Source organism: Stenotrophomonas sp. B1-1 (genome assembly GCF_010894375.1).
Lineage (GTDB): Bacteria > Pseudomonadota > Gammaproteobacteria > Xanthomonadales > Xanthomonadaceae > Stenotrophomonas.
The window spans coordinates 94,137-109,937 of record NZ_JAAIUZ010000023.1 but is presented as its reverse complement, the minus strand read 5'-3'; the positions used below and the strand labels follow the sequence as shown (position 1 = coordinate 109,937).

13 protein-coding genes are annotated in these 15,801 nt (G+C 68.4%); 4 read left to right on the top strand and 9 right to left on the bottom strand.

From position 1 onward, the window contains the following. Positions 1-49: 49 nt before the first annotated feature. Genes G4G00_RS16960 through G4G00_RS16950 form a run of 3 tightly spaced genes read right to left on the bottom strand, consistent with a single transcriptional unit; the run spans position 50 to position 2,276 of the window. A complete protein-coding gene (locus G4G00_RS16960; protein ID WP_240336177.1) occupies positions 50-700 on the bottom strand; it encodes a hypothetical protein in 651 nt (216 codons plus the stop codon). A gap of 44 nt (positions 701-744) precedes the next feature. Beyond that, complete coding sequence (locus tag G4G00_RS16955; RefSeq protein ID WP_164275199.1) at positions 745-1,077, bottom strand: EF-hand domain-containing protein; 333 nt, start codon at positions 1,075-1,077, stop codon at positions 745-747. After that, the gene (locus G4G00_RS16950; RefSeq protein WP_164275196.1) at positions 1,074-2,276 is read right to left on the bottom strand and encodes a fatty acid desaturase; all 1,203 of its coding nucleotides are present in this window, start codon (positions 2,274-2,276) and stop codon (positions 1,074-1,076) included. The genes G4G00_RS16955 and G4G00_RS16950 overlap by 4 nt, the downstream gene beginning before the upstream one ends. Before the next feature lie 215 nt (positions 2,277-2,491). Between G4G00_RS16950 and G4G00_RS16945 the strand changes: the two genes are divergently transcribed. Beyond that, positions 2,492-3,250 (top strand): ATP-binding cassette domain-containing protein, encoded by a 759-nt coding sequence (locus tag G4G00_RS16945; protein ID WP_234414746.1) that lies wholly within the window; start codon positions 2,492-2,494, stop codon positions 3,248-3,250. 220 nt (positions 3,251-3,470) lie between these two features. Here the strand turns inward: G4G00_RS16945 and G4G00_RS16940 are convergent, their stop codons facing one another. Then, positions 3,471-4,673, bottom strand: a complete 1,203-nt coding sequence (locus G4G00_RS16940; RefSeq protein WP_164275193.1) for a DUF4785 domain-containing protein — start codon at positions 4,671-4,673, stop codon at positions 3,471-3,473. Between the two features lie 11 nt (positions 4,674-4,684). Further along, the gene (locus G4G00_RS16935) at positions 4,685-5,563 is read right to left on the bottom strand and encodes a hypothetical protein (protein ID WP_108755000.1); all 879 of its coding nucleotides are present in this window, start codon (positions 5,561-5,563) and stop codon (positions 4,685-4,687) included. A gap of 209 nt (positions 5,564-5,772) precedes the next feature. Between G4G00_RS16935 and G4G00_RS16930 the strand changes: the two genes are divergently transcribed. Continuing rightward, positions 5,773-6,612, top strand: a complete 840-nt coding sequence (locus G4G00_RS16930) for a phosphatase PAP2 family protein (protein WP_108751723.1) — start codon at positions 5,773-5,775, stop codon at positions 6,610-6,612. 124 nt (positions 6,613-6,736) lie between these two features. Here G4G00_RS16930 and G4G00_RS16925 read toward each other — a convergent pair whose 3' ends face one another. Then, a complete protein-coding gene (locus G4G00_RS16925) occupies positions 6,737-9,004 on the bottom strand; it encodes a TonB-dependent receptor (RefSeq protein WP_108754999.1) in 2,268 nt (755 codons plus the stop codon). 159 nt (positions 9,005-9,163) lie between these two features. Here G4G00_RS16925 and G4G00_RS16920 point away from each other — a divergent pair, with 159 nt between their 5' ends. Both G4G00_RS16920 and G4G00_RS16915 read left to right on the top strand, forming a co-directional pair. Continuing rightward, complete coding sequence (locus G4G00_RS16920; protein WP_108751721.1) at positions 9,164-10,210, top strand: TIGR00266 family protein; 1,047 nt, start codon at positions 9,164-9,166, stop codon at positions 10,208-10,210. A gap of 163 nt (positions 10,211-10,373) precedes the next feature. Next, positions 10,374-11,366 carry a patatin-like phospholipase family protein gene (locus G4G00_RS16915; RefSeq protein WP_108754679.1) on the top strand — a complete coding sequence of 331 codons (993 nt, stop codon included), beginning with the start codon at positions 10,374-10,376 and terminating at the stop codon, positions 11,364-11,366. A 67-nt stretch (positions 11,367-11,433) separates the two neighbouring features. On the opposite strand, the gene G4G00_RS16910 is transcribed toward G4G00_RS16915, so the two are convergent. The 3 genes from G4G00_RS16910 to G4G00_RS16900 all read right to left on the bottom strand — a co-directional run bounded on the left by G4G00_RS16910 (position 11,434) and on the right by G4G00_RS16900 (position 15,786). Beyond that, positions 11,434-12,798 carry an XVIPCD domain-containing protein gene (locus tag G4G00_RS16910; RefSeq protein ID WP_164275191.1) on the bottom strand — a complete coding sequence of 455 codons (1,365 nt, stop codon included), beginning with the start codon at positions 12,796-12,798 and terminating at the stop codon, positions 11,434-11,436. Next, a complete protein-coding gene (locus G4G00_RS16905) occupies positions 12,795-13,649 on the bottom strand; it encodes a hypothetical protein (protein ID WP_164275188.1) in 855 nt (284 codons plus the stop codon). Before G4G00_RS16905 ends, G4G00_RS16910 begins: the two co-directional genes overlap by 4 nt. Positions 13,650-13,776: 127 nt before the next feature. After that, complete coding sequence (locus tag G4G00_RS16900; protein WP_164275185.1) at positions 13,777-15,786, bottom strand: hypothetical protein; 2,010 nt, start codon at positions 15,784-15,786, stop codon at positions 13,777-13,779. Positions 15,787-15,801 lie beyond the last annotated feature (15 nt).

The window sequence follows — 15,801 nt, the reverse complement described above, 5'->3', positions numbered from 1 at the left end:
GGCCATGCGAAGCCGTAGGGCATGGCCCGGCGCTACCGGACAAGGCGCCCTACGCGTCCGCGGCGGGCGCTTCGACCAGGAAGGCACCTTCCACCAATGCACCCCGCCCACCCAGCCGCCAGAACGCCAGATAGGGCCCGAAATCGACCGCGGCCGGGGCCAGTGGCTGGGCGATGTACCAGCCCAGGTAGAGATCGGAGGCAAGGTGGTACAGCGCCTCGTCCAGTGCGTTCGTCTGCGGGGTGTCGAGCGTGCGCGCCCGCCGCACTTCATCGCAGATGACATCGTGCAGGTAAGCCGCTGGGCCCGAGCCGCTCCAGGCCGACTGCAGACGCTCGGCGGGGGCTTCGACCACCGGCACAGCGCGCAGCGTGGCCTGCAGCGCGGGCTCGCCGGCAGCACCGGCCACCCGGGCCAGCTCATCCAGCCACGCGCGCGCGGCGCGGGCCAGCGCCTGCGTATCGCCCACGTGGGCCGGCTGCAGGTACAGGTGGTCGCCCCAGTGACCGGCACCGAGCACGTCCAGCGCGCGCGCACGCAGTTCATCGGCATGCGGAAAGGTGGCGAACACCGCGTCCAGCGTGTCCGGCCCGGTCACGCCCTGCAGCAGGCCGGAGAAATACCAGTCCTCCTGCTCGCTGTGTCCGGCACAGAATGCCGTCCACTCCTGCATCAGTTCATCGTCGATGCGGTCATCCATGGTGAGGTTTTCCCTTGCAGCGGTGCGGCCGTCATGATCGCCGATCAGCGCGGCGGGGCGGACAGTTCACGCGCGTCCAGATAGCCATCGCGGTTGGCATCCTGTTTGTGGAAGCGCTGGATAAGGGTCTGCCGCTGCTGCTCGCGGGTGATCGGCCGGCCCTTGCCGCCCGGCAGCTCGTCGGCCGTCAGTACGCCATCGCCGTTGCGGTCCATGCGGTCGAAGGCGTACAGCATCCATTGCACGTACTCCGCTTCGCTCACGCGGCCGTCGCCATCGCTGTCCATGCGCTGCAGGTAGGTGGCGGTGTCGCTCACCTGGGCCTGCGCGCACAGCGGCACCAGCACGGCCAACAATGCTCCTGCAATGCGCTTCATGCGCCCACCAGGGTGTAGCCCTTCAGGCGCGCGGCGTAGGCCTGCAGTGTGGCGATGCCGCTTTCTTCGGCTTCGCGGCACCAGGCCTGCAGCTGGCGCAGGCGCTCGGCCGCGTCGTGGCCGCGGGCTTCCAGCAGCGTGGCCAGGCGCGCGCGGAACTCGACCAGCACCCCGATGCGCGGACGCTGCGCGACCCAGGCGCGCAACTGCGCGCGGCTGTCCGGATGCAGCCAGCGGCCGTCGTTCACCAGACCGCGGCGCAGCCGGCGCGGCAGCAGACGGCGCAGCTTCGCCCCGGCGTGGGCGGCCTCCTCGCGCAGTGCCGGCACGAAGACGTTGCGCTGGTAGTCGGTCATGGCCTGGAAACGGTGCGACAGCAATGCCTTCAGGGTGTCCGCATCGGGTACGGCGATGTTCGGGCGCACATCCATGGCCGGCGCCACGCGCAGCACCGTGGCCAGGCGCAACGTCTGCAGCAGGCGGATCGCGCTCCAGCCGATGTCGAATTCCCAGCGCCGAATCGCAAAGCGCGCCGAGCTGGGGAAGGCATGGTGGTTGTTGTGCAGTTCTTCACCGCCGATCCAGAACGCCCACGGGGTCAGGTTGGTGGAGGTATCGGCCGATTCATAGTTGCGGTAGCCCCACCAGTGGCCCAGGCCGTTGACCACGCCGGCGGCCCAGAACGGAATCCAGGCCATCTGGATGGCCCACAGCGCCACGCCCGGCAGGCCGAACAAGGCCGCGTTGATGGCCAGCAGCAGCACCGGGCCCAGGTTGGCGCGCGGCGTATACAGGTGGCGCTCGATGGCGTCGTCCGGAGTGCCCCGGCCGTACTGTTCGATGTCCGCGCGCTGGCCGCGGGCCTGCCGGTACAGTTCCACGCCGTGCCAGAACACCTGGCCGATGCCACGGGTGACCGGGCTGTGCGGGTCGTCTTCGGTTTCCACCTTGGCGTGGTGCTTGCGGTGGATGGCCACCCATTCGCGGGTGATCATCGAGGTGGTCAGCCACAGCCAGAAACGGAACAGGTGGGCCAGCACCGGGTGGAAATCCACGCCGCGGTGGGCCTGGCTGCGGTGCAGATACAGGGTGACCGAGAAGATGGTCAGCTGGGTGAAGACCAGCAGCACCAGCAGCAGCTCCCACCACGTCGGGCCAAGCAGGCCGTGGGCCAGCAGGGAGATCAGGGCATCGGGCATGGCGGCTCTCCAGATCGACGCGGGGATGGCAGACATGATGGGCGCTTGCGTTGCAAACTGCACCCTGCGACGGTGATCGGCACCGTCATTCCGTGGCACCGTTCACACGTTGGGGAACCCCGTTGTCGAGTCCTGAACCACGCACCCACGCCCCGTCGCCGGCCGGCGCCGGCGACGCCCTGCCGCCCCTGATCGAACTGGACCACGCCAGCGTGATGCGTGGCCAGGTGAAGGTGCTGCACGCGCTCAGCCTGCGCATCGCCCAGGGCCAGCACACCGCGCTGCTGGGCCCCAATGGCTGTGGCAAATCCACCTTCATCAAGCTGATTACCCGCGAGCTGTACCCGCTGGCCCAGGCCGACGGCCGGGTGGCGGTGAAAGTGCTGGGGCAGAACCGCTGGCAGGTGGACCGGTTGCGCTCGCAGCTGGGCATCGTCACCGGCGATCTGAGCAGCAACCTGTCCGACATGCCCGGGCTGACCGTGGAGCAGGCCGTGCTGTCGGGCTTCTTCGCCAGCTATGTGGTGCCGGCGTTCCGCGAAGTGACCGCCGACATGCGCGAGCGGGTCGGCCAGACCCTGGCCATGACCGGTGCGCTGGGCCTGCGCGAACGCGCGTATGCCGAGCTGTCGGCCGGCGAGACCCGCCGCGTGCTGATTGCCCGCGCACTGGTGAACCGGCCGCAGGCGCTGCTGCTGGATGAACCGTCCACGGGGCTGGACCTGGTGGCGCGGCAGCAGTTGATCGCCACCATGCGCACCCTGGCCCAGCAGGGCATCACCCTGGTGCTGGTGACCCACCACATCGAAGAAGTGATCCCCGAGATCGAGCGGGTGGTGCTGCTGCGCGACGGCCGCGTGCTGGCCGATGGCCCGCGCGATGCACTGCTGCGTGATGAGCCGCTGTCGGCAGTGTTCGGCGGTGCGATCCACGTGGTGGAACACGAAGGCCGGTTGAGCGCGTACGCGGGGTGAACCACCGGGTCGAAGCGCACGGACGGCGGACGACGGTTGGCGGACGACGGTAGAGTCGACTGTCAGTCGACTGCTCTTCGTACGGCCCCCGAAAGTCCCGCGCGGCGCGCGGTAGTCGACTGACAGTCGACTCTACCCCGCCATGGTCCCGCCCCATCGCGATGTTGCCTCGCCCTTACGCGGTTGCAGCGGGCCGGGTTTACCGGCCCGCTGCTGTTGCTCAGAACCGCAGCGCCTGCGCGCGCGATTCGATCGGTGCCATCCGGCTCTGGTCCTGCAGCTGCAGCTCACGCAGTTCATACGGCGCACCGAAGCCGGCAGGCAGCGGCGCCTGGTCGAACGGCAGCACCAGTGCGCCCTGTCCGGCGCCGTCGAACCACGCTGCGGCATGCGCCTGCGCGACCGGCTTCAACTGGCCGTCGGCGCCGGTGGCGTACAGCGTGCCGCGCGCCTCGTAACGACCGGCGGCCGCCACCTGCAGCGGCAGGCTGACCCGGCGGCTGGCGGTATCCGGGCTGGCCTGGCCGCTGAACCGCGCGGTGGGCTGGGCCACGGCAAAGGCCACCTTGCCATCGCGCAGTACGCCGTCTGCCTGGGCGAACACCTGCAGTTCCCACAGCCCCTGCACGGTGCTGGCCTGGGCCGGAATGCGCACCTGCGCACGCAGGCTGCCGTCGGTGGTACGCAGCAGCCGCTGCGGCCAGCTGCGGCCATCGGGCGCCACCAGCAATGCCTCGCCGCCCAGGCTGCCGCGCCGTGCCGCCAGCTGGTTGGCGTTGGCACCGTCTTCCAGCAGGCGCGCCTGCAGCTGCACGCTGCCACCGGCCAGCACCTGTGCCTGGCTGGCCTGCACTTCGAACCGCACGGGGCTGTTGGGTTCGAGCACCTGCACCACGTAGCGCCCCTGCGCCTGCGCGCTCTGCAGGCGGTAGGCGCCCACCGCGCTGCTGGCACCGGTGCGCAGCATACTGCTGCCATCGCTCACCGCCATGCCGGCGTCCTGCAGCTGGCGCGCATCAACACTGCGGGCCACGCTGGTACGGCCAGCGGCATCACGCACCTGCAGTGCGTCGGCGGGCAGCGCGCGTGCGCCGGCACCGGGACTGACCTGGATCACCGCGTCCGGGGCGGTCAGCGGCAGGTCCAGGCCGCGCTGCAGCTCGGCCGCGTCGACTTGTTGCCAATAGCTGCGGCTGACGGCGGCATACGCGCCCGGTGCCTGCAACGGCTGCGCCGGGTCCAGCGCCCAGGCGAAGGCCAGCGGCACGCGCTCGCTGTCTTCGGCGGGCAGGGGCGCGGCCACCAGCGCGGCGGGCACCTGGTCGGTGCCCAGGGCGGCACGCAGCGGTTGAGCGGCCAGGGCGGGCCCGGCGGCAAGTGCGGTCAGCACGGCAGCGGCCAGGAAGGTGGAATGGATCTTCATGGTCGTCTCCCTCACTGGGTCAGGTCGTTGCGCAGGATGGTGCCCAGGCCGAAGCATTCGCGCCGGCTCTGGTTGTGGCTCAACGGCTCGGCCCCCTGGGTGCGCGCCTTGTCGGTGAACAGCAGGCTGCCGGCCGCCTTCTGGCTGCTGCATTCCAGGAAACCATCGGAACAGGACGACAACCAGTTCTGGGTGAATTCCAGGCCGACATTCGCCGCGTAGCCGCCGCAGTAGCTGTTGCTGTCCCAGACCGCCGATTCGACATCGCTGCCGACCACCGCGCGGAACGGCTTGGGCAGCGCCGGGCGGCCGGCGGTGCCATACAGGTTCTGCGCGTTGTAGGTGGCCATGTGGCCGACCTGCTGCATGCGCACGGCATCGTTCTTGTAGCCCAGCAACCAGCCCAGCGAGGTTTCAAAGGTGTTGCCGTTGAGCACCGCATCGGCCAGCGGCGTGCCGGCTGACGACGGGGCCAGTGCGGTGACCTTGCGGGTACGGCTGATGATCTTCGGGTAGCGGCTGTCGTAGGTGGGGTTGGACAGGATCCAGCGCATCACGTTGCCGCCGTTGGAATGGGTGATGACCACCAGCTGGGTGATGCCGCGGCTGTCGATGAAGCCGGTGAGCTGGCTGGCCAGGCAGCCGGCCGCTTCGGGCTTCCACATGTACTGGGTGAAATCGCAGTTGATGACCACGTAGTTGCTGCTGTTCGGCAGCCCCTGGCGCACGGTGTCGATGATCGCCGGCTGCCAGTAATCCTGGGTGGCGTTGGTCTGTGCGCCGGTGCCATGCACGAAGGCCACGCCGTAGACGTCGGCGGCCTGTGCCGGTGCGGCGGCCAGGCCCACCAGCAGGGCCAGGACGGTACTTCCTGTTGCGGTGCTGCGCATCGCATCTCTCCCTTGTCAGCAGATCCCCCCGGCCCGGCTGTGGGCAGATGCTGGTGCTGAAGGCGTGTGAAAGTCCGTGCGCTGTGACCGGAATCAGGACATTGGCGACAAGCCGACCGTGCCGGGTCTGGCCGTATGACCGATGGGCGCTGCGGCACCCGGCGGCGGCTGCGATCATGGCGCCTGTGTTCACAGCCCCGAGTCTGCCCATGTCCCTGATCGCCCGCCCTGCCCGCCCGTTGCTGGGTCTTGCCATCGCCATGACCCTGGCCAGCTGCGCCGCCACCGCCAGCAAGCCCACCGCGGTGGAGGCCAACGTGACCACCCGGGCAGTGGGCTACCTGGACGCAACCGCAGTGCCGGCCAGCCTGCTGCTGGTGCCTGCCCCGCCTGCGGCCGGTTCGGCTGGCTTCGCGCTGGACGAACAGGTCAGCCGTGAAGCCCGCGCCCTGCGCGGCACGCCGCGCTTCGCCCAGGCCACGCGTGACGCCGAACTGGGCTTCCCGGAAGGCGCCAACCAGTTCTCGTGCGCGATCGACGTGGACGTGGATGCAGTGAAGACGCCTGCGCTGTATCGCCTGCTGGAGCGCAGCCGGATCGATGCCAGTGCGGCCACCAAGGCGGCCAAGAACCACTACCAGCGCCCGCGCCCGTTCATGGTCAATGGCGAACCCACCTGCACGCCCGACGATGAGGCCGGGCTGCGCAAGAACGGTTCATACCCCTCCGGCCACACCTCGATCGGCTGGGCCTGGGCGCTGATTCTTTCCGAGATCGCCCCGGACCGCGCCGACGCCATCCAGGCCCGCGGCCGCAACTACGGGGAAAGCCGCCTGGTGTGCAACGTGCATTGGCAGAGCGACATCCTGGAAGGCCGCTTCATGGGTGCCGCCGCCGTTGCGCGCCTGCACGACAATGCGGCGTTCCAGCAGGACCTGCTGGCGGCACGCAGGGAAATTGCCGCAGCACGCAAGGCGGGGCAGCACTCGGCCCGCGACTGTGCGGCAGAAGAGGCGGTGTTGAAGGTGCGCCCGCAGAGCGCGCTGTAAGGCACGTCTCCGTAGAGCCGAGCCATGCTCGGCTCACGGCAGTCGAGCATGGCTCGACTCTACAGAAAGCAGAAGGGCCGGCATTTCGCCGGCCCTTCTTCATTGCATCACGCGGTCAACCGCCTCAGAACTTCGCGGTGAATTCCACGCCGAACGTGCGCGGCTCGTTGAGGAAGCCGGTGAGGTTGTTGAAGTCGATCGCACCGACCACGCGGGTCTGGTTGGTCAGGTTGCGGCCGAACACGGCCACGTCGTACTGGCCGTAGTCCCAGTTGTAGCCCACGCGCAGGCCACCTTCCAGCGAGCTGCGGCTGCGGAACTCCGGCGACTCGTACAGGAAGAAGTTCACCGGGCTCTTGTACGCCCAGTCGGTGTAGACGTAGATCTCGCTGGCGTCGTTCACCGGGAAGCCGGCACGCAGGGTCAGGTTGTGGATCCACTTCGGCGCCTGCGGCAGCGGGTTGCCGTTCACCAGCGCGTAGGTGCCGCCGTTGATGACGGTGGTCGGGTCGGTGATGGTGCAGCCACCGCCGCAGATCGCCACCGCCAGATCGCGGTCTTTGATCTCGGTGTCGTTGTAGCTGCTGCCCAGGGTCATCAGCACATGGTCGGTCAGGTAGGCCTCGAAGTCCAGCTCGAAGCCCTGGCCGATGGTCTTGTCGGCGTTGAGCAGGGTGGCGGTGTTGTTGCTGCCACCCACCGCGATCAGCTGCTGGCCGTCCACGTTGTAGCGGAACACGTTGAAGCCCAGGCGTGCGCGGCGGTCGAACAGGTCGGCCTTGATGCCGGCCTCATACGAGATCACCTTTTCCGAATCGGCCTGGGTGACGCCGCCGAAGGCCAGGCGGCCCTGGATGGACGGTGCGCGGAAGCCCTTGGCCACGCGCGCATAGGCGTTGATGTTGTCGGTGATCTGGTAGACGCCGCTCAGGTCCCAGCTGACATCGTCCACGTCACTGTTGGCCAGGTACGGGCCGCTCACCGGCGTACCACCAGACACGGCCTGCAGCACGCTGGCGGTGAAGTCCTTCTTGTCCTGGGTGTAGCGCACGCCGGCACGCAGCTTGAAGCGGTCGGTCACGTCCAGGTCGCCCGAGGCGAACGCGGCCCAGGCCTTGTTGCGCTGGCTCTGCACGGCGTGGCCGGTCTGCGGGTTGCCCGGGGTCAGCGAGTCGTAGTTGAAGCTGTCGATGGTGACGTCTTCATCGAAGTAGAACACGCCGGCCTGCCAGTCGAAGCGGCCCCACTCGTTGGATTCGACGCGGAATTCCTGCGTCCACTGGCGGTGGTGCGGCAGGCCGTCGGCCGACTCGGACGGGAACGGAATGAAGCCCGGGCCGTAGTTGCCCGCACCGAGGAACGAGGCGCCGTAGCCGCCGTCCACGTCGCCGTGGTTCAGCGATTCGGCGGTTTCATAGCCGGTGATCGAATGCAGGGTGACCCGGCCCAGGTCCCACTTGATGCGCGCGCTGCCGCCCCAGGTTTCCAGGTTGGAGAAGTTCAGGCCGTCGGTGGACACCTTGTCGCGGTCGAAGTTCTCGACCAGTGCGTTGCTGCCCGGCTGGATGATGTTGGCGCGGAACAGGCGCGCGGTGCCGTTGAGCTTGCGCTTGTGCAGGTTGAACAGCGCTTCCACGTCGTCGCCTTCGTACAGGAACTGCACGCGGCCAGCGGCTTCGTCATAGCCTTCGAAGCCCGAGCTGGGCGCATTGGCGATGGTGTTGTCGACGTAGTTGTCGCGGCGCTGGTACAGCGCGGACACGCGGGCCGACCAGCGGCTGGTCAGCGGGCCGCCGTAGGCGCCCTGCACGTTCCAGGTGTCATAGCTGCCGTAGGACACCTTCACGTAGCCGTCGGCGTCCTGCGAGGGGCGTGCCGAATCGAACTTCACTACGCCGGCCGGGGTGTTGCGGCCGAACAGGGTGCCCTGCGGGCCGCGCAGCACTTCCACGCCGGCCAGGTCGAACAGCGGGAAGCCCTTCAACAGCGGGCTTTCCTGCACCACGTCGTCGTACACCAGCGACACCGGCTGCGAGGCATTGAGGTCGAAATCGGTGTTGCCCAGGCCGCGGATGTAGAAGCGCGGGAAGGCACGGCCGTAGGACGACTCGATGTTCAGGCTGGGCACGCGTGCGGACAGGAAGCGGATGTCATCGCCGGCCGAGCCGAGCACATCCAGCTTTTCGCCCTGGATGGCGGTGATCGCCACCGGCACGTCCTTGGCATTTTCCACGCGCCGCTGCGCGGTCACCTGCAGGGCGTCGAGGGCAACCGGGTCCTTGGCGGCAGGGGTTTCCTGGGCGGCTGCTACCAGCGGCAACAGAGCGGAAAGAGCGGCAACGAGGGGGCGCGCGACCGGAAGGCGGCCACGGGAAGTGCGGGTCGGAGACATGGCGGTAGGCTGTGTTTGGAGGGGTGGTAAAACGGCGCTACCAGATAATTGTTGCAATACAGCACCCGCGCCGCAAATGCCGATCGTTCATGGCCCTGCCATTCGCCCCCGTGTGCTGCGGCTAGACTCGTGGTTTGTTCCCGCAACGGAGCTGCAGCAATGACCCAGTGGTACTTCCATGCCGCCGGCCAGGCCGAGCGTGTCGGCCCGCTTGATGACGAGGCCGCGCGCGCCCATGCGCAGGCGTATCCACACGCGCTGGCCTGGTGCCAGGGCATGTCCGGGTGGACACCGGTGTCCGACGTTGCCGCACTGCGCCAGCCGACCGCGCCTACGTCGCCACCGGGCGCACCACCGCCGGCCGCGGCGCATCGCAGCGTGGAATCGCCGGTCAGCAACAGCGGCGGCCACGGCGACCCGATCGATTTCCGCATCGTGGGCCATGAGATGCAGTTCGTGGAAATCGGCCTGGACCCCGGCGAGAGCGCGATTGCCGAAGCCGGCGCGCTGATGTTCAAGGACGCCTCGGTGCAGATGGACACCGTGTTCGGCGACGGTTCGCAGGCCAGCAGCGGCTTCATGGGCAAGGTGATGGCCGCCGGCCGCCGGGTGGTCACCGGCGAAAGCCTGTTTGCCACGGTCTATACCCAGACCGGCAACGGCCGCGGCACCGTGGCCTTCGCCGCGCCCTACCCCGGCACCGTGCTGCCGATGAAGCTGGACCAGCATGGCGGCCGCCTGATCTGCCAGAAGGACAGCTTTTTGGCCGGCGCCCGCGGGGTACAGATCGGCGTGCAGTTCCAGCGCCGGATCATGACCGGCCTGTTCGGCGGCGAGGGCTTCATCATGCAGAAGCTGGAAGGCGACGGCTGGGTGTTCATCCATGCCGGCGGCTGCGTGGTCGAGCGTGAGCTGGCCGCCGGCGAGCGCCTGGACGTGGATACCGGCTGCGTGGTGGCCTACCACCCCACGGTGGACATGGACGTGCGCCGGGTCAGCGGCATCAAGAGCATGCTGTTCGGTGGCGAGGGCGTGTTCCTGGCCACCCTCACCGGGCCGGGCAAGGTCTGGCTGCAGTCGCTGCCGTTCTCGCGCCTGGCCGGGCGCATGTGGATGGCCGCGCCGCAGGGCGGTGGCAAGAACCGCGGCGAAGGCTCGGTGCTGGGTGGGCTGGGCCGCATGCTGGACGGCGACAACCGCTTCTGACCTTCCACGGTAGCGCCGGGCCACGCCCGGCGAGCGCAGCGGCGACGGCAACGGCACCGCCAGCTGAACCATCGGCCGGGCATCGCCCGGCGCTACCCACGTAAATTGCAGCTTCGGTATGCTGGCGCCCTTTCCTGAACCCGCGCCCCGTGCGCCGCTGCCGATGACCGTGTTCCGCCCCCGCGTGCTGCTCTCCGTCGCCTTGCTCGGCCTGCTGGCCGGTTGCGGTGGCGAAGAGGTGCGGCCCACCCCGCCCCCGCCGCCGACCGTGGTGCCGCAGGCCAAGCCGGTGAAGATCGGCATCGCCCTGGGCGGCGGCGCGGCCAAGGGCTTTGCCCATATCGGCGTGATCAAGATGCTGGAAGCCAACGGCTTCGAACCGGTGGTGGTGTCCGGCACCAGCGCCGGCAGCGTGGTCGGTGCGTTGTATGCCAGCGGCATGGACGCCTTCCAGATGCAGAGCAAGGCGGTGGCGCTGGACGAAGCCAGCATCCGCGACGTGCGCCTGTTCTCCGGCGGCCTGGTGCAGGGCCAGAAGCTGCAGGACTACGTCAACGAACAGGTGGCCAACCGCCCCGCCGAGAAGCTGAAGAAGCCCTTCGCCGCCGTCGCCACCCAGCTGGAAACCGGCGAGCGTTCGATCTTCGTGCGCGGCAATGTCGGCCAGGCGGTACGCGCGTCCAGCAGCATTCCCGGCGTGTTCGAGCCGGTGAAGATCGGCGGCCGCAACTACATCGACGGCGGCGTGGTCAGCCCGGTACCGGTGGACGCCGCGCGCCAGCTCGGCGCCGAGTTCGTGATCGCCGTGGATATTTCCAGCAAGGCCAGCGGCAAGGCGCCGACCGGCATGCTGGGCATCGTCAACCAGTCGATCGCGATCATGGGCCAGCGCCTGGGCGAGCAGGAACTGGCCCGCGCCGACATCGTGATCCGACCGAAGGTGCTGGATATCGGCGCGGCCGATTTCAGCCAGCGCGGCACCGCCATTCTGGAAGGTGAGAAGGCGGCCATGGCGGCCATGCCGCAGATCCGCGCCAAGCTGCAGCAGATGCAGAAGGCACGCGGCGCGGCGCTGGCACCGACCCCGGTCGTGGCACCCAAGTGCGAAGAACCGTCGCGCCTGGGCAAGCTGATGGGCCGCAAGGAAAAGTGCTGAGCTGAGACGATCGGCAGGCGTGGCCCGCAGGCCGCGCCCACCGCCTACGCAGATGCGCCGGGGCCGGTCAGGCCATGACCGGCGCGCTGCGGGCCTGCTGCAGCTGCTGATCCTGCTCACGCTGCAGCGCCTGTTCCTGCGCCTGCCGCTGATCGTTCACCGCTAACTGCTGGAAGGTCTGCTCCACCGAAGTCGCCAGCGCCTGTGCGACCGGCATCTGCGCGCGCAGATGCGCCGGGTCGGCCGGGTCGCCCTGCACCACGAACAGGTTCGGCCCTTCCTGCCCGGCCGCCGCCCCGCGCCCCATCAGCACGTGGTCCACCCGCTGCAGGTCGGCACCGGCCGCCAGCGTGGTGAGGCTGGCGCTGACGCACTCGCTCTGCGCATCCCACGGCTTGCCCAGCCCCGCCTCGAGATCGCGCACGCCCGCCGCGCACTGCTGGTAGAGCGCGTGGCGTGCATGCCCGGGCTCGCGCGGATCGATGCCGGCACTCTGCCGTTCCGGCTGCATCTGCAGCGGGGTGGCATCACTCAGCACGAACGGGCTGGCCATGATCGGCCGGTCCTTGTTCTCATCGTCCGCATGGAACTGCCCGCGCAGCGTCTCGCGCAACTGGCGCACGTCGCGTGCATCGTCCAGATACCGCAGCGTGGCCGGATCGGTCTCGCGCACGCTGCCCACGGGCACCGAACCGATGGGCAGCGGCAGCACCGGGGCATTCACCGGCACCGAGACTTCGCGGCGCCACTGTCCCTTGGCATCGTCGTGCACATACGTCGCACCGTGGTAGGCAATCCTATCCGGGTCAAGATTGGACACCGGCTGCAGGCCATGCGGTCCACGTGCCTCGGCCATGTTCTTCAGATAGCCGGCCGGATCGTCGATCAGGTTCCGGTACTTGCCGAGCACCAGGTTCGTTGTCTCGGCCGCGCGATCCAGGCCGCGGTTGTTGTTGTCCAGCAGCATGGTCCAGACGGCTTCGGCTTCTGCACGACCACCATGGGCGCGCGCGGCCACCAACAGCGTGTAGGGGGTCCAAGCGGAAGGATCAATGCCGCGTGCGTTGAATGCGTCATCATGCGCTTGCTGGATGTCATCGACTGGGAGGTTCAACGCAAGATCCGACCTGCCCGCTTCAAACTGTGCTGCGCGCAGCGCGAAGTCGCGCTGGATCAGCTCAACGCCGAACTCCTGCCACTGACCTTCATTGAAATGAGCGCCATCGGCGCGCGCCTGCCGGTCCGCGAAGCTGTTCGCCGTGGCACCGGGGTTGTTGTCGTTGCGCACGACACCGAGTGCCAGCAGGCCGTAGCCATCATTGCCCTGCTTCTGCGCGAGGTAATTGAAATACAACTCGCGGTTGCCCGCCTCTGCGTAAGCCTCAAGAATATCGAGGTCCTGCCTGCTCAGTCCGTCCTTTCCAGTATTCACTTGCGCTCCTTCGTAATGTTGTCAATCAGCAACGCGCGCGCGCGCGTTGCGATCTGCTTCCATTGCGGCAGCCCCTCGCGGGGATACTTGATGTCAACGATGGTGTTCAGTTCCTCGATGACGAACGTCTGCTGGCATTCGGCGAATCCAATAACGCGCTTCTTCACCATCTTTCCATCACGGTACTCCACGCCCGACTCGGTGATCTCGCGCGGCGTGCAGCGAACCAGCTGGTCGACGCGCCCCGCGTCGTCGCGCGATACGTACCAGTCGTAGTGATAGTCCGGTTTCATGACCGGTGCTGTTTCGGGCAATCCTCTCGCGCGGTGGTAAGCACGCACGTTGTCCATGTCTATGTAGTAGGGAACCAAGCCATGGAGCGCGTCACCCTGGACGCGCCCTTCCAGTGATGCAGCCGGGTCATCGATCCGGCCTGGCCGGGGGGTGTATCTGCGCTGCATCACGTCCCAGACGTCTGCCTGGCCGATGTACATGTAACTGAGCCTTACCGTGCGGATGGATACATCGACCGTGAGGTTCATCCGCTCGCCGGGCTTGAAGGGCTGCAGCGACGGGTACTCCAGCGCCAGTGAGAAGCTGCCATCGTGCTCAGGCCCCATCTGTGTGCTGAAGTAATTCTGCGGCAACTCCAGCTGATAGGGCCCCACGCAGGCCCGCTCGACGGGTGACGGAACCTGGTAGGGATTGATCGGCTGGTTGTCGATTGTGATCGAGCACCCCTGATCGTTCGTCAGGAGCCGCGGCGGTTTGCGCGGCGTCTCAGCCTGCGCGCACGCACCCAGCAAGAGCGTGATCAACAGGCCAGCCACGGGCAACTTCAGCAGATGCATTGCAATCCTTGCGGTAAGACACGGCCCAGCATACGTCGCGCCATGAAGGTGCGGCGTGGTCATCGCCCGGTTGTGCGGCCCCGGTCACGGCGCGAACCACCGTCCCGGTGGCCCATCCGCGCAGGAATCAGCGCATGGGCCGGTAGCCGCTGGCGTGCTGCCGCTCGCGCTTGCGTGCCTGCCGGGCCTGTTCCTGCAGAGCGGCCGTGTGCTGCAGGTGTTCCATGCCATCGGCAGGCACATGCAGCTGGCGCCGCGCACGGGTCATGGCCAGATAGGCCGCGCGCACCGGGTTGTGCCAGATACGACTACCCTGCCCTGCACTGAAGCAGCTGGGCGACAGTGCAACCACGTCGAACTGCAGGTTCTTCGCATGTTCGGCCAGGCACAGCACCACGCCGCCATCACTGGCCGCTTCCTGCGCATCCAGCACCTGCAGCAGCGCCTGCACCTGTTCGTTGGATGCCAGCAGTTCCACCAGTGCGCCCTGCCCGTCGTCGGCCAGGGCCGCCAGCACGCGCTGCCACTCCTGGCTGGAGCCGTTGTCGCCGCGCCGACGCCAGGCGTCCAGCGGGCGCTGCAGTTGGCTGCGCAGCGCGCGCAGTGACGCCGGGTGCAGGTAGGGGCTGAGACCACGCAGCTGCAGCTGGGCCGCATCCTGGGCCAGAGGCGCCGCGCTGCCGTGGATGCGCAGGCCGGCGATCGGCACCTGCGTCCAGTCGCGGTACTGCAGCACGCCGGTGGCGCGGTCGGTGGCGCCAACGAAGGGCCCGCTGTCCTGGCCCAGCCCGTCCAGCGCCAGGGTCTGGTTCACCAGGTCGTCCACCTGGTTGCCCTGCCGCACCGACTGGTGCATTTCCAGCACCTTCGATGCAGCCCAGCGCGGCACGGTGCCGGTCAGGCACTGGTGCGGGTCGCCCAGGCTGACCACGCCCGGCGCGTGGGTGGCAAGCAGCTGCTTCCACGATGGGCTGAGATCGTGTGCCTCGTCGATCAGCAGCATGCCCAGCTCCAACGGTGGACGCACCCCGCGCAGGGCCAGCCACTTGCCGATGTGCAGCGGGCTCAGGCTCAACAGCGTGCCACGCTGCAGCTCGGCGTCGAACATGCAGCGCCAGACATATTCGGCCGCCTGCAGATAGGGCCCCCCGTCGAGCATGGCCGCCGGCACCGAGCGGTCGAAATGCTGGAAGGCCATGCGCGGGGCCGCCGAGGCACACCAGCGGTTGATCGCCTCGAAGGCCGTCATCAGCACCTGTTCCGGCGTACGCGCGCCGATGCCCTGCAGGCCGATGCGCCCGGCAATCTCGCGCGGGGTGCGCGTACTGCGCCGGTAGCTGGCCACGAAGCCGTTGCTCAGGCCACTGCGCGCGGCGTGCTGGGCCACGCGGTTGGCGAATTCGATCTGGGTCAGCAGGCGCGCTGCGGTACTGCCCGGCACGCGGCTGCGGAATGCTTCCACCTGCGCGCGTGACGGCGCTACATAGGTATAGCGGCCGGGGCGCGCATCCATCAGTGCCAGCACCAGATGGCCCTTGCCGGTACCGGCGTAGCCGTCCAGATCGATCAGTTCATCGGGATTGGCCGCGATGGCACGCAGCACGCGCGCCTGTTCGCTGGTGTACAGGCCGTGGTGTTCGACCGCGCGCGCGTCTTCGGCGGCGGCATCGTCCTGTGCAGCATCGTCATCATCGACATCGCTGGCGAAGGTGGCAGGAAAGCGGATGGCATGCTCGGCCAGCGTCTGCTGGCAGGCCTGCTGCAGGGCCAGGCCGGGATAGGCGCGTGGCGACTGCACGATGAAGTCCTGCAGGATCTCCGCCGGGGCCAGCAACACACCGTGCGCGGCCAGTGCGGACAGCCAGGCATCCAGTTCCGGCTGCGCGCCGCCGCCCTGCCCCGCCAGCTGCGCGGCTGCGGCGGCACCATCGGCGGCGAACAGCGTGCAGGCATCGTGCAGCAGCCGCTCGATCTCCGCTGGTGCGTGCAGGCGTGCGCGGCACAGCTGCGCGGCCATCAGCCCGGCCTGTTCCAGCGCGGTCTGCGGCGGCGTGCCGTGGGCGATGAAGCGCGCCAGCGATTTGCGCTGCAGCGGCAGGAAGGTGGTGGCAAGCACCGGGGGCTGGATATCGGACATGCCTGTTACCGGAAA